This is a genomic window from Luteolibacter sp. Populi (assembly GCF_040801775.1).
Classification (GTDB): Bacteria; Verrucomicrobiota; Verrucomicrobiia; order Verrucomicrobiales; family Akkermansiaceae; genus Haloferula.
The window spans coordinates 2573105-2595551 of record NZ_CP161812.1 but is presented as its reverse complement, the minus strand read 5'-3'; the positions used below and the strand labels follow the sequence as shown (position 1 = coordinate 2595551).

11 protein-coding genes are annotated in these 22447 nt (G+C 65.2%); 2 read left to right on the top strand and 9 right to left on the bottom strand.

Annotated features, from left to right (window positions below):
* Positions 1-5: 5 nt before the first annotated feature.
* From ABWK72_RS10315 to ABWK72_RS10275, 9 genes are all read right to left on the bottom strand, one after another.
* Positions 6-4031, bottom strand: a complete 4026-nt coding sequence (locus ABWK72_RS10315) for a HEAT repeat domain-containing protein (RefSeq protein ID WP_367874708.1) — start codon at positions 4029-4031, stop codon at positions 6-8.
* A gap of 24 nt (positions 4032-4055) precedes the next feature.
* Entirely contained in the window at positions 4056-4697 is a 642-nt protein-coding gene (locus ABWK72_RS10310; protein ID WP_367874707.1) for a DUF4159 domain-containing protein, read from the bottom strand.
* 60 nt (positions 4698-4757) lie between these two features.
* Positions 4758-7523, bottom strand: a complete 2766-nt coding sequence (locus ABWK72_RS10305) for a hypothetical protein (protein ID WP_367874706.1) — start codon at positions 7521-7523, stop codon at positions 4758-4760.
* A 49-nt stretch (positions 7524-7572) separates the two neighbouring features.
* Positions 7573-9795 (bottom strand): hypothetical protein, encoded by a 2223-nt coding sequence (locus ABWK72_RS10300; protein WP_367874705.1) that lies wholly within the window; start codon positions 9793-9795, stop codon positions 7573-7575.
* Positions 9792-11780 (bottom strand): BatA and WFA domain-containing protein, encoded by a 1989-nt coding sequence (locus tag ABWK72_RS10295; protein WP_367874704.1) that lies wholly within the window; start codon positions 11778-11780, stop codon positions 9792-9794. The genes ABWK72_RS10300 and ABWK72_RS10295 overlap by 4 nt, the downstream gene beginning before the upstream one ends.
* Before the next feature lie 105 nt (positions 11781-11885).
* A complete protein-coding gene (locus ABWK72_RS10290) occupies positions 11886-12764 on the bottom strand; it encodes a DUF58 domain-containing protein (RefSeq protein ID WP_367874703.1) in 879 nt (292 codons plus the stop codon).
* Between the two features lie 55 nt (positions 12765-12819).
* Positions 12820-13806: an AAA family ATPase gene (locus ABWK72_RS10285; RefSeq protein WP_367874702.1), complete on the bottom strand. Its 987-nt coding sequence runs from the start codon at positions 13804-13806 to the stop codon at positions 12820-12822.
* 8 nt (positions 13807-13814) lie between these two features.
* Positions 13815-16769, bottom strand: coding sequence for a hypothetical protein (locus tag ABWK72_RS10280; RefSeq protein ID WP_367874701.1), 2955 nt, complete (start codon positions 16767-16769; stop codon positions 13815-13817).
* Positions 16770-16847: 78 nt separating this feature from the next.
* Entirely contained in the window at positions 16848-17438 is a 591-nt protein-coding gene (locus ABWK72_RS10275; protein WP_367874700.1) for a GNAT family N-acetyltransferase, read from the bottom strand.
* A 109-nt stretch (positions 17439-17547) separates the two neighbouring features.
* Here ABWK72_RS10275 and ABWK72_RS10270 point away from each other — a divergent pair, with 109 nt between their 5' ends.
* Both ABWK72_RS10270 and ABWK72_RS10265 read left to right on the top strand, forming a co-directional pair.
* A complete protein-coding gene (locus ABWK72_RS10270; RefSeq protein WP_367874699.1) occupies positions 17548-19938 on the top strand; it encodes a hypothetical protein in 2391 nt (796 codons plus the stop codon).
* 282 nt (positions 19939-20220) lie between these two features.
* A complete protein-coding gene (locus ABWK72_RS10265) occupies positions 20221-22440 on the top strand; it encodes a hypothetical protein (protein ID WP_367874698.1) in 2220 nt (739 codons plus the stop codon).
* Positions 22441-22447 lie beyond the last annotated feature (7 nt).

Here is a 22447-nt window from a genome sequence, read left to right as displayed (position 1 = left end):
GGTCCTCAACCGTGGAGGAACCGTGATCCGAACAAGATCACCCAGGCCAGCGCCACGAAGACGAGGCCCAGCGCTATCTTTACGGCGAAGGTGTGCTTGGCCTGGAAACCGATCAGGACCTTATTGCTCATCCCCGCGAAGGTCAGCAGGAAGATCACCACCAGCGGCAGGATGAAGGCGAGGTTGTAGGCCAGCAGCCACATCACGGCATCCTTCTTCCCCTGCTGGATGCTGTAGATGATCGGCGCGTAAACCTGACCGGTACAGGCCAGCTCCAGGAATGAGATGAAGAAGCCCGCGAGGAAGGCGGCGATCACGAAATTCCGCGCCTTCGCCCCGCTACGAATCACGCCGCGGATGCGGTCCTTCAGGAAGCCCGGCAGCTGCAAGGTCATCTCGTCGAGCTTGCCCGCCCGCGCCTTGAAGGCATCCCGGAATGACAGCAGGGCCGCCAGCAATGCCAGCCCGCCGAAGGCCCAATCGAGATACTTCTTGAAGCCCGCGACCTTGTCCGTGACCTGCTCCAGGATCTTGTGCAGGGCCAGCCCCGCGAGGAAATAGGCCAGGAAAACCGCCAGGATGAAGGCGAAGCCAACCGCCAGCATCTCCCGCGGTGTCCGGCGCGCGACCTGCAGGTAGGAGAGGAAAAAGATGATCGTGGCGAAGGCGCAGGGATTCACCCCGTCCGCCAAGCCCGCGCCAAGTACGATGGGCATCGTCAAAGCGTCGTATTTCTTTTCTACCGCCTCGACGGCCTTCGCGATCTCCGGCTCTGCCACGGCAATCCACGAATCGTCCTGGGGCATCGCCATCGTGTTGACCAGCAGCTTGCCCAGGGCCTGCGGCACGATCGCGTCCTTGATCAGGTAGCCGCCCTGGCTGAAGATCGCCGGGGCCACACGCGGGCTGGACGGTGCTTGGAAACGGTTGGCCAAGGCTTCGAGGTAGGCGATTTCTTTCGCATCCTGCCAATTGTGGCGCTCCACCGTCAGCAGCGGAAAGTCCCTCTTCACCGTTTCTAACAACTGCGTCGCCTTCTCGCACTCCGCACAGCCCGGCTTGTAAAAATAGACGATCTTCAGAGACTCCCGATCGACTTTCTGCGGCTCTTCCTCCACCGCCTTTTGCTGGGGCGCGGCTTCCGCAGCCGCTGCTCCGGCGACCAGTGCCGCGAAGCTCGCGAATCCGCCGCCGTCTGTTTTCGGGGCGAGCATCATCGCGAGCGAGTGCATCTTCTCCGGCTCGACCTGCGAGGTATCCAGTGCCGCCGCGACCGGTGCCAAGCCCGGTCCGAGCCTCGAGACATTGTCACCCATCCAATCCGCCACCCGGTGGGATGCACGGCTTTCCTCCGGCTGCTGCGCGATCAGTGCGGCAAAGGCGTTCGCATCGATTTGCTGACCTTGGGAGAGCAGGGCCAGCAGCGATTCGAAACGGACTTCCGGCGCAGGATCGACGGCCGCCAATTTCACAAGCCACTCCTTCGCCTCGGTGGACAAGCGCCGCGAGCTGCGATCGGAAAACCAATTGGTGTCGCGGATCGAGCGCGTGTCATCGAAGCGATGGTGCCAGGCAGACTCAGCCTTGCTGTTCACATCCGCCAGCACCGTCCGCACCTGCGGTGCCGGATCGGCCGCGAGCGTTTCGAGATTCTGGCGGAACGCCGCGGTGCCGGAGGTCCCCAGCGCGTGCCACGCCGCCCGCCGCACCCAGCGGTCGCTCGAGGACTTCGCCAACCGCAGCGTCGGCTCCACCGCGGCGGCGGGCATGCCGTGGCGCATGGCCACCAGGGCGAGGATCCGCAGGGGGCCGCTTGAGTTGTCATTTGCCGCGATCTTGGTGGCCCAGGCCTTCACGACCTTCGAGCTATTGCTCTGCCGCGCCGCGGATTCAAATTGGTAGCCGTAGATCTCGTGAGGTTTCAGCTTGGTCTCAGGAGCGGTCAGTTCCTCCAAGACCATCGAGACGAAGGCCGGTGTCTCCTCCGCTGACATCGCCGAGCCCGCTGCTGCCGTGCGGATCTCGTCCAATGGATCGCGCAGCAGGAGCCTCAGCAACTCCAGCGCTTCCTTGCGCTTCGGGCTGTAAAGTTGTTCGGCGATCGAGGCGCGCTGCGCGGTCGAGAGCTGCGGCAGTCTCCCTGTTAGAACCGTCAAGCCGTCCGGATCGCCCGCTTTCGAAAGGCAGAGAGCGGCGCGGAATGACTCCGGGGCATCGCCCTTGGCCACCTCGGCAATCGCCTTGAGCAGTTCGCCCTGTGCGCCGGGGATCACGGCCACCTGCGGCGCGGCCGGGACATTCGCCTCCTGCTGCCCGGCGGCTTTGAGCAGCGCATCGTAAAGCGGATCGAGCGTCGTCTTCTCCCCGCTGCCCGGGGCAAGACCCGTCAACAGACGGCTGAGCTCGGGGTCCACCGTGGCACTGGCAGCCGGGAGGTCCAGGCGATCGAGCACCGCGGACCGCTTCTCCGGGCTTCCCGAGCGCAGGGCTGCGACCAGCACGCTGGCCACCTTCGCGGTCTTAACCCGGTTCTCGTCCGCGGCGAGGAAGCGGATCGCCGCGCACGACACGTCGAGGTCCGGATCGTTTGCGAAGCGCATCACCACATCGGCCAATTCCGGGTTGGTCTCCGCGGCGCGCACCGCCGCCAGGCGCGCGTCCGGCGGATAGGCCGCCAGCTTCGCGAGCATCTCCTCGTCCGGCGCGCCCGCGAGGGCCGAATAGCCTTCGAAAACCGGACCGGTCATCGCCGGATCCTTCATCATCATCTCCTTCAGCTTCGCCGCCGCGCCTTCCGCATGGATTGCGGCAGCCGCCTTGATCGCGCTGAAGCGCACGAACTCGTCCGGATCCTCCAACAACTCCACGCAACGCTGCTTGGCCTCGCTGACCTTGCAGGCGGTCACATATTCCAGTGCCGCCGTGCGCACCCGCCAGCGCGGATCTGTTAGCAGCTTCAGCACCGCTTCGTTGACCGCTTCCTTCACCACGCTTGCCGGGGCCTTCGCGCGGTTGCCGCTGGAGAAGTGCGATTGGCCGGTCTCGCCGCCCGCCAGCTTCAGGCAAGCCTGCACGGCGGAGACGAGCAGGTCCTCGTCGTCGTGCGTCAGGAAAGAAGCGGCAATTTTGAGCGAGTCGTCGCCAGAGATATCCTTCAAGCGGCGGAGCGCTCCGTGGACCACATTCACATCCGCTTCCTTGGCCAGGACCGGTCCCACCACCGCGAGCGATTGCGCGCCGCCGGAGGAGAGCATCGCATCGATGGCGGTTTCCCGCACCAGCGGGTCCGGGTGCTGGATGAAATCCCGCAGGATCGGCAGCGCCGCCAGGCCCGCGCCGCGCAGCGTGCCGAGCGCCGACAGTGTCTGGTCGCGGCTGCCGAAGGCAAGCTGCCGGGCCATCGCCGCCGCCTGCGGCCCAAGGGACCGCGACAGCACGATCTGATACTGCGCTTCCCGTACTTTGGAGCGGCTACCCGCCGGTAGGGCGGGGGAACCTGCCAGGAAAGTTTCCAGGAAGCCGACCGCCCCGAGCCCGTCCGCCTCGAGCATCCGCCGTGCTCGCGTCGCCTTGTCGGCGTCGGTGCCCAGCAGGTCGCGCAGGTAGCCGCGGCGCTGCTCCTCGCCCAGCAGATCCTTCCTCGCCGCGGTGGAAGGCTTCTCGCCGGCCCACTGCTTCCAACGCGCCGAGGCACCTTCGTTCTCCGGATCGCCCGGCGCGAGCCAGGGGTTGTAAGCGAAATCGCCGCCCGCCTTCTCCTCCAGCAACTCGAGCGCGCCCAAACGCACCGCCAGCGCCGGGTTCGAGAGCAGCTCCACCATCGATCCGGAGGGAAAAGGATCGATCGCCAGGATCGCGTTGCGGACCATGTTGCGCCCCGCCGGATCGGCCAGCAGCGGTACGCTTTTCTCTAACAGGGAAGCATCCGGCTTGCCCGCCTTCAACTCCTTGAGAACCGCTTGCACGGCATCGCCCTCCTGCCCCTTGAGGGGTAGGACGAGCAGCAGGATGGCGAGCAGGCTCCGTTTCACGCGGCGGGGGAAAAGCGGGATCGCTCAGTGCAGCAAGGCGTAGGCGAGGATGTTGGCGTTGATCTCCATCGAATTCTGAATCTCGTTGCCTCCGCAGCAGCAGCAGCCCTCCGTGTGCGAGGTGTCGTTCAGGCCGTCGTTGGAATAGACCACCACGATCTTGCCATCGCGGAAGACGCCGCGCAGGCGCGATTCGCCGCTGGATTTCGCGAGCTTGAGATCCTTCACCGGGAAGATCGTCTTGAAGATCTCATGGTCCATCGGGATGTCCTTCAGGCAGTCGTTGCCGAAGAGCCGCTTCAACTCGCGCTGGAAGGCCCCGTCCCAAGCCTCGTTCGAGCAGGAGGCGGAGGCCAGCAGGAAGCCGCCGTTCTCCAGGTACTTCTTCAAGTGCTCGCGCTCCTCGGTGGCCAGGGTGAAGTCGCCTTCACCGGTCATGATCACGAAGGGAATTTTGAAGAGTTCATCCGAGGCGAGCTTCACCGGCTTGAAGCGCCGCTCGGTCGCGATGGAAGTCTTCTGCTGGACTGTGGACAGGAATTCGTCGCTGAAGCACTTCGAGGTCTTGGTGCCGGCGTAGATGAGGTTGCCGCACTCGACCGCGCCTTCCTTGGCGGGCAGAAGCGGGGCCAGCGCAAGGCTGGCGATGGCTAGGAGATGTTTCATGGATCTTGTGGTTGGGGTCTCCGTCAAATCATTCAAAGTTCAGCGTTCGCTATTCAGGGTTCATCCCTCCGGTTCAAAATACTTCTTCACCGCCTCGCGATACCCTTCCGGAACCATCTCCGGATCCGGGGCGGACTGCGTTTCCCGTGGCTTCTCCACCGGCTTCATCGTCTCGGATTCCGCTGCGGTCGCCATCGGTTTTCCGGGCCCCGTCTGGCCCTTGCCGTCGGCACTGCCGCCCAGCGAGGCGGGCTCGAACATCATCCGCTGCGGGCCGACCACCGGCACGTCCGGCATCGCGAAGCCCGGCGCGGCATTCCCTGTCGGGCCGGTGCCGCCGCCGCCCATTCCGCCGCCGCCTTGGCCTTGGTTCGGCGACATCCCCGGGTTCTGACACATCAGGCCCTCCAGCATCTGCTGCATCGTGCCATTCACATCGGGCGCGACAGAGAACTGCATGCACTGCCCCTTGCAGGCCTGCGCGAAGGGATCGTTCTCCTTCTGCATCAGCCCCTCTAACAGCGACCGGGCCAGCTCTGCCTGGGTGAAGGAACCGTTCGCATCGCCCTGCTTGCCCGCCTGCGCCGCACCGTCCATCGCCGACTGCGCGTTCGCCTGCTTGAGATCTTCCAGGAACTTCAGCGCGGAGTCCTTCAGGGGCGCGAGCGCCGGATCGCCCAGCGACTCCGCCCGCTTCTGCAATTCCGCCGCAAACTCATCCAGCGCCTGGCGGTTCTTCTCCTCCGTTTCGGCCAGCGAGGACAGCAAGCGGCGGTTCTGGTCGTTGCCCTGGTGAATCTCCTTCGCGATGGTCTTGATGCGATTCGTGATCGAAACCTGGTTCTGATAGATCTGTTGGAACTTCGCCGCCATCTCCATCAGCTTGCCTGCCTCCGCGACCTGCCTGGCGTCCGCCTGCAATTGACGGTGCTCTTCTTCCCGCGCGCCCAGCCGCTCTTTCATCTCGCGGATCGCCCGCCGTTGCTCGGCCTCGGTGCCCTTCGGATCGAATTTCCCGAGCTCTTCGAGATTCGCCTTCGCGTCCGCCGCGCCCTTCTCAGCCAACTCCTTCAAGCGCTTCTCCAACTGGAAAGCGGGAAAGTCATCGGCCAGTTGTTGGAGAAGGGCGGCCGCCCGCTCGTGCGCCGCCATGGCCTTCTTCCGCGCTTCATCCGCCGCGGCCGGATCGTTCAGATCCGCCGCCTTGTCCATTGCGTCCAAGGCGTCCTTCGCTTCTTGGAAAGCTTTCGCGATCGCGGTGTAGCGGGCGCTGAATTGTTCCAGCGTCGTCTTCGCGCGGATCCGCGCCGCGTAGTCGTCCTCCGAGATGATCTGCACCCGCGAGATCTCCGAAGCACCTTGGCCTAACAGCGAAGGATTGTGATCCGAGGCCTCCAGGAAGAGCTCGATTGTCTGGCCCGGCACCACGCCCAGCCGCGACAGCTCCACGGCATCGGCGAAATCGTAGTTCTTGTCCTTGAGCGCCGGAGCCACCACCCGCGAGCGGTCGCGGAAGCCTTGCAGGGTCCGCACCAATTGCACCTTGGCGAGAGCGTTGTCGTCCTCCGCCCGGCCCGCGAGGCGCAGGGTCGTGCCGGGAGTGGCCAGCAGGAAACGCGGCGGCGATGCCAGATCCACCACTGGTGCCGCGTCGGGCAGGGCTTTGACGTTGAGCTCCACCGCAGCTGCTGCCGGCGTGCCGCGCAGGTCCTTGAGCAGCACCGAGAACTTGCCCGGTCGCGTTGCTGTCCAGCGGAAAGCGATTGTGTCGCTGGCGACCACCTCGCCCGCGATCTCCTCCGGCACCGCTTCGACTCCTGGAGCCGTGGCCGGCGTGAAGACCGCCGCCGAGGGCGCGAGCGGGCGATTGCTGGAAAGCTCCAGGCTCACTGCCGCGCCTTCCAGCGCCGCGATCTCGTTCGTGTCGAGCGGCGCGGTCACCGCCTCGCGGCCCGTGTAGGCAGGCGGAGTGATGGTCACCTTACCCGCCAGCACCTTCGGCTGCAGCAGCAACTCGACCGGCATCCAGACCGAGCGCGCCCGCCCGCAGGCGAAGGCCACTTGCACGGGCTCCGTCAGGGCATCCAGCTTCCGCGAAAAGCGCGTCTGCGATTCCCGGAACGACGGCAGACGTAGTACTTCGTTCCGGCCCGGCCGCCGCACCAGCAGTTCCACCGGGTGGGCCAGCGCCGCGCCGGTGATCTCCACCGCCAGCGGCAACTCCCCGCCATAGACCGCCGTGAGCGCCGCCGGCTCGACCGCGAATTTCAGCGGGCTCCAGGGCGGAAGATCCGTGCCCGGCTGCATCAGACGCGTCGCCACCGCGCGCGTCGCCTCCGGCTTTGCTATCGCCAGAACCCCTGCCGGAAGAATCGCGAGAACAAGCAGTGCCGCCGCCAATCCGACCTTCCTCCAACCGATGATCCGCGAGGCGGGAATCGCTGCCAAATCCTTCGCCGCCTCCTCCTTGGCCCTTCCCGCGAGGTGCCGCGCCAGCGGGGTCTCCTCTTGCCCGGGATCCAGCCCCAGCGTTGCCGTCGCGGGCCGCCGCGGCGAACCTAACAGATCATCCGCCGTCTCCGCGCCAAGCCGCCGCGAATAGATGCTCGCCCGCAGCAAGGCGATCAACGCCACCACTCCGGCTACTACCAGCACTGTCTTCACCACGACCATCCGCGGCGATGTCTCGAATCCGAACCACGCATCCGCCAACCCCGCCGCCAAGGCCAGCACGCAGGCAAGTGCCGCCGCGCCCAAGAGCGCCGCCAGCCAACGCCCGAAGCGCCGCCAGCGGCGGATGCGGTTGAGGGATGAGGTGAAGTTCATGAGGTGGAAGAGAATACTACCATTTTGTGTTCGTTGTGCAGTTCCGGATTCACGCCAGCCCCTGCCTCCTTCTCAAATACCACTCCGCCCCCAGCACTGCCGCGATCAGCAGGGCCAGCGGCCAGCGCGGCCACGAGGGCTCCCAGACCGCGCCGCTGCTGCGCGCCGTCGGCGGTTCCGGGGTGAAAGACTTTTCCAAGAAAGCCGCGAAGTCCCCCGGCGCGATCAGGCTGCCGCCGCTGGCATCCGCCAAGCGTCCCAGGAACTCCGGGTCGGCCGCCAGATCGTCACCCTCCGCCGGCGGTGCGGGGACCGTGAAGCTCGCCTCCGGAGCGGGAGCCGCCTTCTCCCGCGGATCCACCACGGCCAACTTCCACGCCCCCGGTGCATCCGGTGTGAAGGATGCTCGCCACTGCGGATGACCGCCAGGATCGGGATACGCGGCGGGCTTCAGATCGGTCGTCTTGCCCTCGGGCGAGAGCACGCGCAGCACTGGCGATGGCGGTGCGCCGCTGCCCCGGAAGGACATTGTCACCGCCACTGGATCGCCCGCGCGGCCACGTAGCGCCGGCAAGCGCAGCGAGAAATCCTGGCCCGGCAGGAACTCCGAATACGAGGCCATCCACTGGATGAGCTGCGTCCAGAAGTCCTCGTACATGTTCCCGAGTTCGCGCGCTTCCGGATAGAAGTCCCACTTCCACAACCCGTCGCCGTTCACCGTGCCGCAGACCCCTTGGCCATAGCGCCGCACCAGCAGCGCCGGGATGTCCTTCGAAAAACCGGTCGCGCCCTCGTCGCGACCGTTCGCCAAGACACGCGTGAAGGGCTTCACGCTCGAAATCATGCGTCCGTCCTTGAGCGTCGGCAGGGCATTCCAGAGCGAGGCCCCGGGTGCTGGCAGCGCCTCGCCGAAGAGCCCCGCCGCCTCGCCATCCGCGGATGGCAGAAAACGGAAGTCTCCCACGGTGGTCGCTCCCCAAGTCACCGGTTCCAGCGAATCCAGTCCAGGGAGGTTTCCCGTCACCGGCTTGCCGCGCGCGAAGAGCACCGCGCCGCCGTGATCGCGCACGTAGGCCCGCAGCGCGTCCAGCCGCGTCGGCGTCAGGAAGGAATCCACGTTCTTCCCGAAGACCACCAGATCGTAGCGCGAGAGTTCCTCCAGTGTTTCCGGAAAGACCGCCTTGGGCGTCTCGCTCGGCTCCGCCTCCCCGGAGTCGATCCGGAAGTAGCGCTCCTCCGAAAGCCGGTGCACCGAGTGGACCTCCATCTGCGTCTGCTGCCGCAAGAGCTGCGCCAGGAACTTGCTGTCCCAGTAGGGCGCTCCCTCCGCCAGGAAGACACGCGTCTTCGAATCTAACAAGCGCACGTTCGCGTGCGCGCGGTTGTTGCCGGGATTCGTTTCATCCGGCAGCGCCGCGGTCTCGATGGTCCAGCGGCTGCTGGCCGCGGGGGCATCCAGCTCGACGAAGGAAAAGGCCGGCTTTCCCGGGGCTACCTCCACTGAAAGCTTGGCCAGTTCCTTGCCGTCCTCCGCCAGCACCCGGACCTCGGGCTTCTGTGGACCCATGCCTTCGACCGATACAGAGAAAGGAATCCGTGCCTTCTGGCCTTTGAAAACCGTCACCGTCGGCCGCGTCGCGCGCACGATCAAATCGCGCACCGGCAAGCCCGCACCGATGGCCACGGCATGGAAAGGCGTCTTGCGCGAGCGCAAGCGCAGCGCCAGCGATTCGAGTTCGGCATCGGAGGGCTCGGCGGTCTGGCGTCCGTCAGTCAGGGCAATCACGCCTGCATAGGAATCGCCCGCCGCCGCGGCCTCGCCGATCAGCCGTTTGAGGGAGCCGTGGAGGTCCGTGCCTTGGCCGTCCGGTGGATCGATCTTTGCCGGCGTCTCAAGGGGGGGCGCAGCGGTGGTATCGAAAAGGTGGGCCAGCAGCGGGATCTCGCGCCGTGCCGCCGCCGTGCTGGCCTGTCGTGCGAGGTCGAGCGCGGCATCGAAGCGGCTGCCCTTTTCAAGCGGCTGCAACATCGATGCCGAGCGATCGAGCATCACCAGCCACGGCCGTTCGCGGTCCTCGCTGGGGCGTATCCACTTGCCGGGATTGAGCAGGATCACGCAGAGCGCAGCCACGCCGGCCATGCGCAGCACCAGCAGGGTCACGCGCTTGGTGACCGGCAGTCCTTCCGAACCGCGCCATGACAGCCAATCCACCAGCGCCAGCGCTAACAGCAGGGCGGGAATCAGGAACGGGAGTGGCAGGGGAGGGTTCATGCGTTGCGTGCGGCGGGCCTCCATCCCGCGATGACTCCTTCCACTAACAAGAGCGCGAGTGCTGCCGCCATCAACCAGGGCCACAGCGGCATGCCTCCGGCGAGCGCGGCGCGTGCCGCAGCCTTGCCCGATGCCGCAGCAGGACCGGCGTCCGGCACGGCGTCGAGCGGCTTGAGCCGCGACTCGCTTTCTGGGAAATTCACAGCGCTGAGGTGCACCGGCTGCTCGGAGACCAGCCACTGGTAGATGCCCGGCACCGCGGGCGTATCGCTATGCCAAGTCTCACCCGCCGCCACCAAGGGCCAGGCAGAGCCATCCGGAGCCCGCAAAACCGGCGTGCCCGCCGCATCCCCCGCGGGATTCGTCCAAGCCAGCTTGCCACCCGCCTCCACCTCGAAACCTTCGGCTGCCTTGCTTGGCAGCAGGTGCAAAAGCAGCTCTGCGATTCCCGGTAGGAACGCAGGCTCGGCGGGCCAAGCTGAAACAGCCGGATCGAGCGACAAATTGCTCACCATCAGAGGTCTCGTTTTCGCCTGCAGGAGCGCCGGCTTGCCGTCGCTGAAGCGCGCGATGATATCCGCCGGTCCGGGTGCGCTCATCCGGGTCCTTTGCTTGAACTTCCCGCCCAGAGGGTTCCCAAACTCTCCTCCCGCGAACAAGCGGAAGGCCGGGCGCTCCGCCACCGGCGAGGCTTCCCAGCCCGTCTCCGAAGTCTCCAGGCCCGGAGCCTCCGCGGCCGGATCCGCAGGCACGTGGAAGAGGGTTGCCAAGGAGGAAGCGGGGGCGGCGGGACCGGGAAATACGATAAGTGCAGTACCTTGCTCCACCCATTCGTTCAGCTTCTCCGGTGCACTGCCGTCCCAGCCGGGAAGGCAGATGATCTCGCAGGCAGGAATCTTGCCCTCGCTTCCCAGCGGCAGCGCCTCGAGCCACGGCAGCGCCTTCGCCACCCGCGCCAGCGTCTGCGCTGCGGGCGAATCCGGCGGACCGGTGATCGCCAGGCGGATCGATTCCCGCACCCGCACCACCGCATGCCGCTTGTCATCGCCGGGGAAGGAATCGGCATCGATCTCCGCCGTCAGCGGCATCAGCCCCGCGGTCGGGCAGCGCACCGTGAAGGCCGCCTCCGCCTCGCCCCGCGGCGGCAGGTCGAGCGCCTGCGATTGCCGCGAGCCGCCTGCATCAAGCGTCAGCGAGACCCGCCGCGCCTCGTCCGAATGATTCGCCACCCGGCACTGCGCGACTAATTGCTGGCCGGCCACCGGCGCGGCGGGCAGCGGCACCAGCGAGGTCACCGCCATGTTCGGCGCGTCCTCCTTGGCCACCGGCACCATCTGCAGTTCCACACCCTGCGGCACTACGGGCGAAAAGCCCTTCCACGCCGTCGCCTGGAAATCCGAAATCACGATCAACTCCTTGCGCCCTTGGGCCCCGGCCAATTGCCGCAGCGCCAGCTCCAGCGCCGCATCGGGCGCTCCCGCTTCCGGCCGCGGTGCGGCGCGGGTCAGCTCCTCCTCCAGGAACTCGCGGTTGGGCGCTGGATCGGGAAACACTGCGTCCGGCGCGGCATCGATCCACACGATATTCGCCGCGTCCGGCTTGCCCGACTCCAGCATCTCGCCCGCCGCCGCGCAGGCCGCCTCGAAACGGCTTGCCGCTCCCTCCTTCGCCGCCATCGATGCCGAGCGGTCGATCAGGATCACGACGGTCCGCTTTTCGCCCGGCAGCGGCGCGTTCTTCGACAAGAGCATCGGCCCTAGGAATGCCGCGACGATCGCGAGGATTGCCAGCGTCCGCAGCGCCAGCAGCAGCCAGTCCTTCGGCTTCCGCAAGCGCGAGGTCAGGCGCATCACCTTTTTCAGGAACTCGACGTTCGAGAAGCGGTACTGCGGCGGCTTCGCCCGCGACAGCAGATGCACCAGCAACGGCACCGCGCCGAGGGCGAGGAGACCGAAGAGAGCCGGGTGCTGGAAAAACAAAGACATCGGAGAAATTACTAATGGCTAAGCACTAATTTCTAAACGGAAGTGTGATGAAGAAGAGACTCATGATTGGAACTTGGCACTTTTCACTTGGAACTTCCGATGGCTTCAGTGCCTAAGCCGGTCGAGCAGAGAGAAGTAGGATTCGGTCGTGGGGATCATCGCGTAGTCCGCTCGGCGCGAGGCGGCGAGCGCGCGCAGGGAACGGACGTGTTCTTGCATGTGATTCTTCCACGCTTGGCGCAGGGACTGCGGGTGCACGATCAGGCGCTCGCCGCTCTCCATGTCCACGAAGCGGGAGAGCCCGCGGTCGCCGAGGTCGATCTCCGATGGGTCCAGCAGGTGGAAGAGATGCACGCGGAAGCCGCGGTGCAGATAGGGATTCAGCGCGGTGAAAAGCTCGGCGGGATCGCAGAAGAAATCCGACAGCAGCACCAGCGTGCCGCGGCGCTTGAGCAGGGGTGCGGCTTTCTTCAAAGCCTCGATGATCGAGGTGCCCTTGCCGGGTTCGTTTTTCTCAAGTGTCGTAAGCAGTTCGTTCAGGTGTTTGCGCGTCGAGCCCGGTGGCAGGAAGCGGCGGATGCCATCGTCGAACATCGTCAGCGACACGCGGTCGTTCTTCGAGATCACCAACCACGACAGGCAGGCGGCGAAGAAGGACGCGTATTCCAGCTTGCTCAGCCGCTCGGTCCCTTCCGGGAAGCCCATCGAGGCGGAGCAATCCAGGAAGAGATGACACTCGAGATTCGTCTCCTGCTCGTAAGTGCGCAGGAAGAGCTTGTCGTTCCGCGCGTAGACCCGCCAGTCCACCTGCGCCGGATCATCGCCGGGCGTGTATTGGCGGAATTCGTGGAACTCGATCGACGAGCCGCGCTGCTTCGATCGATGTCGTCCCGAGAGGTATCCCTCGACCATCGCCTTCGCCCCGAACTCGTAGTTCTTCAGGCGGCGGATGTCGTCCGGCTTGAGGTATTTGTAGGCTTTCAAGGGATCGGTTGAGGGGGCATTGGCCTCAAAGCGACAAGTCTGTTTCGCCGGGACATCACAAGGCGCTCGCAAGTTTCTCCACGATCGCATCCGTCGTGATCCCTTCACCCGTGGCGTTGTAATTCGGGATCACGCGGTGCCTCAGCACCGGCAGGGCCAGCGCCTTCAGTTCCTCCATCGATGCCGACGACCTGCCTCTCAGCAGCGCCAATGCCCGCACCGCCCGCGCCAGGCATTGCGAGGCCCGCGGTCCTGCGCCGAAGGAAACGTAATTCCTGACATCCGCCGTCGCGTGGATCGAATCGGGCCGCGTCGAGTGCACGAGTTTAAGAATTGCCTTCACCACCGAATCCGGCAGCGGCACGTCGTGCGTCGCATCCTGCAGGTCCAGCACTCCCGCCGCATCGAGCAAGGTCTGCGGTTCCGCGATGCTCCGGCCGGTGGTCCGCAGCACGATCTCTTCCTCTTCCTCGATCGTCGGATAGCCGATCCGCAGCTCGAAGAAGAAGCGATCGAGCTGCGCTTCCGGCAAGGGATAGGTGCCCTCGTGCTCGATCGGGTTCTGCGTCGCGAAGACCGTGAAAGGTTCATCCAGGCGGCGGGTAACGCCGTTCACCGTCACCTGCTTTTCCTGCATTGCCTCAAGCAGCGCCGCCTGGGTTTTGGGCGGCGTCCGGTTGATTTCGTCCGCAAGCAGCAGGTTCGCGAAGATCGGACCCGGCGCGAACTTGAATTCGCGCGAGCCGTCATCCGCCGTCTGGAGAATTTCCGTGCCCACGATATCCGAGGGCATCAGGTCGGGAGTGAATTGAATCCGCTGGAACTTCAGCCCGAGGATGCGGCCGAGCGTCGAGACCAGCAGCGTCTTCGCCAAGCCCGGCACGCCGACCAAGAGGCAGTGCCCCTTGCACAGCAGCGAGGTCAGCAGCTGCTCGACGATCGCGTCCTGGCCCACGATCACGCGGGCAGTTTCCTTGCGGATCGCGAGCGCGCGGTCCTGCACTTGTTCCCAGCGGGCGGCGGGTTCGAGAATGGCGGGCATGGCTTTTATTATTCCTCTTCTTCCGGGTTGTTCGTCTTGTCGGCGTCCTCGCGGGTCAGCACTTGAATCGAGAGATAGGGAAGCACCCCGAACTTCTCCTCGAAGCCGGTCTTGAGCCGTTCCAAGCCCGCGCGGTTCCCGCTGCTTTCCTCCTTTTTCACCGTGCCCTCCTTCAGGCTCCAGAATTCGTAGCCGAGGGAGGAGCTGAGCATCACTAGCGCCTCGGGATTCCCATACTGCTCGAAGTAGCGGGGCAATTGACTCGGGTTTCCCCGCACCGTGGCCTTCCGCGGATCCGCGGCGCGCTGTGCACAGGCGATGGCACCCAGCCCCATCGGTCCGCTGAAAAAGGCCAATTGGGTGCCGGAGCGTTCCTTCGCTTCACGCGCCAGGCGCTCGCCCAACTCCGCGATCTTGTCGGCGCTCACGATGTAGCCTTCGCTGATCCCGAATTGGTCGAGGATCGCGTTGTCATGATCCATCTGGAAGTTGTAGGCCCTGCGCCCGGTCACCTTGAGCCGCAGTTCGAGAACGCCGGGCGGGGCCGGATTCTCCGCGGTGTAACCGCGGACGATCTCCGCGAGCGCCATCCGCTCGTCCGGCGGCAGCCCTTGCGCGAAGGCCGCCAGCTCGCCGGAGGGGAGTTCCGCGAGCTTGGCAGCGATCTCCTTCTTGCGCTCCACGCCCACCTTGGCGGCGTCCGGCCAGGCCGGTGCGGTCTTGCCCGCGGTCCACGCTTCAACCCGCGAGCGCACGAAGGGCAGGACCGTGTTGAAGGCGCCGCCGTTGATGTCCGCATACTGGTTAAGCGCCGGGCCGGAGCCGGGATAGGTGCTGAGTTCCAGCGCCATCGCCACGGCATCCCCGCAGGTCTTGCCTCCGTAGCCCCGCGTCCAAGAGGGGAAGTAGGCATTCTTGGGATCGATCTCCGGCAGCTGCTCGGCGCGTTCGATCAAGGGTCGCCACAGCGCGATTACTTCTCCCGGCAATTTTTCTGCCGGCTCTTCGTTGACCTTGTGCTCCCTGCGGTTCTGAAAGGTCCGCTGTACGATCACCTGGAGGAGCTGCATCAGCACCTCGGGCGTGGCCTTCGCCGCCGGCTCGGCCACCAAATGCAAGCATTTGGGAACTGGCGTGGAGGCCAAGGCCGCAGCGAGGCCTTGCATCTCCGCGACGTCGCCCGACTTCATCGCGGCCTCCACCAGCTCCTTCAGCGAGGTCGCGCCGACTTTCACGGCCAGCGTCTTGAGGAACTTCTCCACGCTGCCGGCCTGCTGGATCGCATAGTTCCCGCGCGCGTAGTCCATGTTCTTCACGTCCACGCCATCGAGTGCCGTCTTGAGCACCTTCGAGTAGGCTTCGAAGAATGGCAGCGCCGCGGCCTTGCGCTTCTCAAGATAGGCCGTGACCTCCACCGCGAAGCCGCCCGGATCTCCCGATCCGAGCACTGCTTTCTCAAAGGCCGCATGCGCTTCCGCATCGGCGTGGTTCGCCAGGAAGTTGCCCGCCATCGAGCGTTGGCCTTCGTCCCCTTCATTCAAATACAGCACCGCGAGCTGCACCTCCGAATCCCCGCGATGGGTCTTCCAGAATTCCACCGCCGAAGCCGCCACCGATTCGCTATCCGTCTCGGAATCGTCCTCACCCGCCGGCAAGACTTCCTGCAAGAGCGAGGTCACGATCTCACCGCGCGACCGGGGCCTCGTCATGTTGTCATACGCTTCCCGCGCGAGTTCCTCCAGCGAGCGATCCCTTCCGTAGGAATAGCTGTCGCGAGTGTTGGAGGAGGGCATGGCCACCAGCGTCTCGTCCCCGGCCACGGCAGCCAGCGCGATCAGGCCATCCATCTTCATCGCTTTCAGCCGCGTTGCGGGATTGGCGTCGGGCTTCGCCTCGGAGGTGCCCAGCAGCCACAGCCCGCTTCCGGAATCGTCTTCATCTCCCAGCCCCTGCTCGCGCAGAGACCGGAGGATCGCTCCACGCTGGGCCGCAGGAAAACGGCTCAGATCGATCCCGCGGCTACGCGCCAGCGCGTCGTCATCGGGCGCATCCGGGTCCGCAGGCGGATCCAGCAGCTGATCGAGCGCCGCGACCGCCTCCGGCTTCAATTCGATACCCGGCAGGGCAGGGGGTGGCGGACGCGTTCCCGCCGCACGTTTCTCCAGGCCGGGCACGAGCATCGCCACGCCGCCCGCCCGTTTCCAGCCGCGCGGGTATTTGACGAGCAGCGCCTTCACCGCATCACGGTATTTCGTCCAATCGCGATCCTCGAAAAAAGCCTTCGTCGCAGCCTCGTAGCCGACATCGGCGAATTGGCTCACCGCGCTGTCGATCACCTGCTCCTTGTCGAGCGGCAGGGCGAACACCGCTGCCGCCACCCGGTTCGCCGCCTCGGTCTTGCCCGCCGCCTGGAGTTGCGCTGCGAAGATCAGCAGGCGTCCCGGGACCTCGCTCGGACTGTACTCCTGACGTTCCGCGAGTTTCTTGCCGATCTCGGCCTTGCCAAGCGCCTCCGAGATCGATTTCGAGTCCGCCTCCTCGAGCGGATCCGTCGCCTTGGCGCTGGCCTCTTTCGGCGGATTTTTCGAGGCGTGGCTGCGCAGCATCTTCTGCAGCAGGCTCGGTTCCTCCTCCTTCTCTTCCCCGGCGTCTTCTTTCTCCTCCCCGCCAGCCGGGGCGACTTCCGCGGCACTTCCGAACTCGATCATCCGCGCCGGCTCACCGGCCAATTTCCAAACCCCGCCGCGCAGCTTGAGATTCATTTCGCGGAACTCGTAGGACTGCGTGAGAGCACGTTCCTCCTCATCTCCGCCGGGAGCCTTCACCCACCGCGCATCCTTCATCTCGGGCAATCCCAGCGCCGCGAGTTGCTTCAAACCCTCCCCGAAATCCGCCGGCTGCTCCTCCGCGGCTGCCATGGGCAGCGCGAGCGCAAGGGCCGCGAGGGGAAAGCGAGAGCGCATTGATCAGGGCACTAGCCCATAAACGCCGCTCGCAAAAGATTCTTTATGTGAAAAACCCGTGGGGAAGCCCGCCCGGGCTCATCCTTCCCTCGTCCAAAATACCAACTCGTTGGCCACCTCTTCCTCGCCGGAATCCACTTGCTTCCACCCGAATCTCGCGCGCAGGCCCGGCTGCTTCACATATCCCCGCTTGCTCCAAAACACGTCGTTCGACCGATAACCGGCGGGGCACTGCGGATGGTCCGCCGCGCGAGCCACTGAGCAGAAGCAAGTTTTCTCCAATCCCAGGTCCCGCGCGTGCCCCTCGCGCTCGTCGAAAAAGCGGTGGCCGATCCCCTTGCCCCGCCACGCCCGCTCCAGCACCGACTCCCCGCAATAGAACCACTCCGCCACCGGCATCCCCGCTGCGATGAAAGGCGCTTGGAAGGATTCATCCGCCTCCGCCAGCGGCAGGCCGGTGGAGACACCCACCACCTTGCCATCGCCGATCGCCAGCACGAAGACGCTCCGCGGGCATTCGCCGTAGTCGCCGAGATACTCCCGCTCGGACTCGACGTCTCCCTCGTAAAGGTAGGGAAATTCCCGGAACACCTCGATCCGCAGTCGCGCCGCGTCTTCCAGATAGTCCAGCACGCCCTTGCCCGTCGCCCGGTGGATCTCGATGCCCATGCCCGAGTCTCATGAAATTCGGAGCGACTGGGCAAGAACTGCAATTCCGCTCAAAATCCCGTGTTACTTCCGCCCTTTGCAGACATCCTAAGGTGACGTTCCACCCTTGATGAATCTGTTTCTCGCCACCGCTTTCCTCGCAGCCGCCGCTATCCTGCACGCGGAGCCCGTCCAGCTTTCCGGCATCTACCCCGGCCTGGCCACCTTCAATGAGGAGGGCGAATGTGGCACCGGCGCGGTGGTTCCATGGGCAGACCGCCTCTGGGTCATCACCTACGCGCCCCACGCGCCGAAGGGCTCTTCCGACAAACTCTACGAGATCACTCCCGATCTCCAACAGATCGTCCGCAGCGAAAGCATCGGCGGCACCCCCGCCAACCGCATGATCCATAAGGAGAGCCAGCAGCTCTTCATCGGCCCCTACGCCATCGCTGCCGACCAACAAGTAAGGACCATCCCGTACTCGGCGATGTATGGCCGGCCTACCGGCAATGCCCGCCATCTCACCGAGGCTTCTAACAAGATCTACTACGCCACGATGGAAGAGGGCATCTACGAGGTGGACGTGAAGACCCTCGCCGTCACCGAACTCTGGCGCGATGAGCAGCTCAAGGGCGGCCGCAAGGCCGGTCTCCCCGGCTACCATGGCAAGGGCCTCTACTCCGGCCAAGGCCGCCTGATCTACGCCAACAACGGCGACCACTCCGGCGAAAGCGCTACCAATCCCGAGATCCCTTCCGGCGTGCTCGCGGAGTGGGACGGGAAGGCCGCCGCCTGGACCGTCGTCCGCCGCAATCAGTTCACGGAAGTCACCGGCCCCGGCGGCATCGAGGGCAATCCATCGCCCGCTACCGACCCGGTCTGGTCGATCGGCTGGGACTACCGCTCGCTCATCCTGGCATGCCTTCATGAGGGAGCGTGGCACTTCTGGCGCCTGCCGAAGGGCTCGCACTCCTATGATGGCTCGCACGGCTGGAATACCGAGTGGCCGCGCATCCGCGATGTCGGCGGGAAGGACTACCTGATGACCATGCACGGCACCTTCTGGAAGTTCCCGAAAACCTTCACCCCCGCCGCCTCCGCCGGCATCGCCCCGCGCTCGAATTACCTCAAGGTTGTCGGCGACTTCTGCCGCTGGAACGACCGCCTCGTCTTCGGCTGCGATGACACCGCCAAGTCCGAGTTCATCAACAAGCGCAAGGCCAAGGGCCAGATCACCGCCCCACAGTCCCAATCCAATCTCTGGTTCACCACCCCGGAGCAGCTCGACCAGTTCGGCCCGGTCATCGGTCGCGGCGCGGTCTGGAGCCGCGACAAGGTGGAGCCGGGCAAGCCCTCCGACGCCTATCTCTTCTCCGGCTACGACCGGAAGGGCCTGCATCTCACCCGCAGTTCCGCCGCCAAGCCCGCCATCATCTCCATCGAGATCGACGAGGCCGGCATTGGCACCTGGAGAAAGGTCCGCGAGATCGCGCTCAAGGAGACTCACCAATGGACCGACCTCTCCGATCTCAAGGGCGCGTGGATCCGCCTCGTTTCCGACACCACCCTGGAGAATGCCACCGCCTTCTTCCAGTATGCGAATGAAGACCGCCGAGGCGATTCCCCGGATGCGATCTTCAGCGGCCTCGCTACCACCGCCGATGCGGATGTCGCCGGCGGCTTGGTCCGCGCCCGCGCCGAGAACAAGCGCACGCTCTCCCTGCTATCCATGTCCGGGAAGACGGAACTCGGCGGCTACGAATTGGATTCCGATCTCAAGCTCCGCAAGTCCGGCGATGCTTCGCTGGCCGCATTCACGGCCCGGACCACCGCCATTCCCCAAGGCGTCTTGGCCCGCGACGAGGCTTCCGTGATCTACACCGATGACAAGGGCAAGCGCTGGCGTCTTCCCGAGGGCACCGCGAAGTCCGCCAGCCCGCTCGGCGATCTCCGCGTCTGCCGTGAAGTCGCCACCGAGCGCGATCTCTTCCACGCCGCCGGAACCTTCTACGAATTGCCCGCGGAGAATGCCGGTGGCTTCGCGAAGGCCCGCGCCATCGCCAGCAGCGGCCACCTCGTCCACGACTTCTGCTCCTACCGCGGCCTCTTCATCATGACCGGCATCGCGGCAGGGCAGGGGACCGGGAATCCCCACATCATCCGCTCCGAGGACGGCCAAGCCGCCCTCTGGGCCGGAGCCATCGACGACCTCTGGAAAATCGGCAAGCCCCGCGGCCAAGGCGGTCCGTGGAAGAGCACCCCCGTCAAGGCCGGCCAAGCTTCCGATCCCTATCTGATGACCGGCTTCGACCGCAAGTCGCTCGCCCTGTCCGCCGACCATCCCGCCACCATCACCGCCGAGATCGACATCACCGGCTCCGGCCTATGGGTGCCCTATCAATCCTTCGCAGTGAAGGACCGCCTCACCCACGAATTCCCCGCCGCCTTCCAAGCTTACTGGATCCGCTTCACCAGCGACCGCGACGCGAAGGTGGACGCACAATTGAGCTACCGTTGAGGAATACCGGGCAGGCATCCCGGCCGTAGTCATCGGAGGCGCACAGGTTTCGCGAGCGGTTCGAGCTTACGGGATCACGGAAGTGACGTTTTTGTGAATTCGTGCGTGAGCGGGATGGAAAGTCTTGCTGCGGGGCGGTTTTTTTATAAACCTTGCCGTAACTTACGGGTTATTTGAAACATTGTGTTGGTTCACAATGAGCGGATGCCCCGGTTCTCGCCCTAGCCTCCCGCCCCGGCTACTTCGGTCTGCCGGGCCGGGGCATTCCCCAGCTTGCCCGCCATGATCCCCAGCCCTCTCCCGGTGCTTCGTATCGTTTTCGCCCTATTTCTGCTGCTGGTGCCCGCGGGTGCCTATACTCTGGAAGATCCCACCCAATTGACTTGGGATGAAGGCTCGACCGAGGCGGGTGTCAACGCCATCAGCCAGCCCTCGCCGGACGCAGGACAGTATTACTACCGGCTGAATACCCGTACCGCGCCCGTCTGGCGGACCCGCCTGAACGTGACCCAGGGCGAGGCTCAACTCTACCTCGCCAAGGGCCAGATCCCGACGATCGGAAATGCCACCACCCGTGCCTCCACCCGGGTGGGTAGCGACGGCATCGTGCTCGCCACCCCGGACTTCAATGCCGGCGAAAACTGGTACCTGATGGTGATCGCCACCGGCGCGAACAATGCCTGGAGCCTCGTCTCCGGCGATCCCTACGTTCAGGACCTGGGCAATCTGCCCTTCACCGATATCAACGGCGACGGGGCCTACAACATCGGCGAACCGGCGCAAAACGGCGGTGTGGCCGACCTCGTGATGGGACCGGAAGGCGTGTCCTTCTTCAAGGCGACGCTGCCGCCGAACGTGCCCGCCTGGGCGCTCTGGATGCGTGGCGGCCAGCAGCTCGTGGGAGTCCGCAAGAACCAGATTCCGGCGCTCTTCAAACCGACCCCCCTGGCCGACCGCAAGCGCAATGGCAGCCTGTTGCTGGTGCCGCCTTATCTCGGCGAAGGCCTGGATAGCTACTACGTGAGCGTGAAAGGGGAGCCCGGGTCCGTCTATTCGATGGACTCGCGGATCGAGCCGATCGAGGACATGGCCTTCGATGGCACCGTTCCGAATATCGCCGTCACCGGCTCGCCCTACCGTGTGTTCCGGGTCGAGGTGCCCGCCGAGCAGGTCATCTGGGACCTCAGTCTGACGCGTCTTTCAGGCGATCCCAACCTCTGTGTCCGGAAGCAGACGGTTCCCGGAGAAAATGACAATGACGCCATCAGCGAAGCGGTAGGCGAGGTGAATGACAGCATCACCCTGGTCTCCCCGAACCTGACCAACGGCACTTGGTTCATCACCCTTTTCGGCTCCGGTCCCTACACTGCCGACCTGAAATCCGGCACGCCGCAGATCACCGATATCGGCTACCGCGGCATGGTCCAGAACGACCAGCCGCAGCGCAGCGGCTGGCGTTACTACCGCGTCCCGGACATGGGCGCGCAGCTCGGCACGCTGGGCTGGCAGCTTGAGCTCGCGGATGCCCCGCCAAATACCAAGATCTCCATCCGGCGCGCCCTCGCGCCCGGCACCTGGAAGCAGAAGACCCTGGGTGCCACCTCCGCGGCCACCATCACCCAGGAGAATTTTTTCAGCACCACCGGCATCCTCCAGCGTGTCGACCACGAGGCGGATATCTGGTACGTCGGCGTCTATCAGCCGGAGGTTCCCTTGGGTAACTTCACGCTGACGCTCCACGACATCGTTGCTACCACCGCGCAGGTCGATGCTTACGAAGCCCCGGTCACCGGGCAGACCGCGGGTGAATGGCGCTACTTCCGCGTCATCGTGCCGGAGGACCCGGCACTGCTCGGCTGGTATGTGGACGTGCACTCGATCAGCACCGCCGCGCCGGTCAAAATCACCGTGCGCCGGGACCGCTTGCCGCCGGTCACCTTGCCCACGGTCAATCCCATGGCGGCCGACTGGCCTTCCGGCGCGGTGTGGTCGCAGATCGCGGATTTCACCGGCGCATCCCTCAATGCGAACGGGCGGGATACCACCGGAAATTTCTTCCTCGCCGCGACCGGCGCGACCCGGCCGCTGAAGCCGGGCACCTATTATGTGGGTGTTTTTGCGGGGCAAGCCAGCGGAGTCCCTGCCGGTGAGATCCAGACGGTTTCCTACACACTTCGCAGCCGCGCGATCGGGGGTAGCTATTCCATCCCGGTCACTCCGCTCGATTTTGCCGGGGGCTCGGTGACCCTCACCGATCTGGCCCCGCGTGATTTCCGCTTTTATAGCTTCAATATCCCGCAGGGAGCGGAAGTGCCTTCCTGGGACCTTCGGCTGACGCCTTCCGTCGGCGAGATGTTCATGCAGGTCCGCCGCGACTCGCTTCCGGACTTCTTCAGCTCCGCCTTCATCGGCGAGGCCCCCGGTGTGACCGGCGTACAGGGCGGCAAGCGCCTGAAGAAACCCGGCAAGGAACGTCTGACCGGTACTGCCGGAACAGGGTGAAAACTTC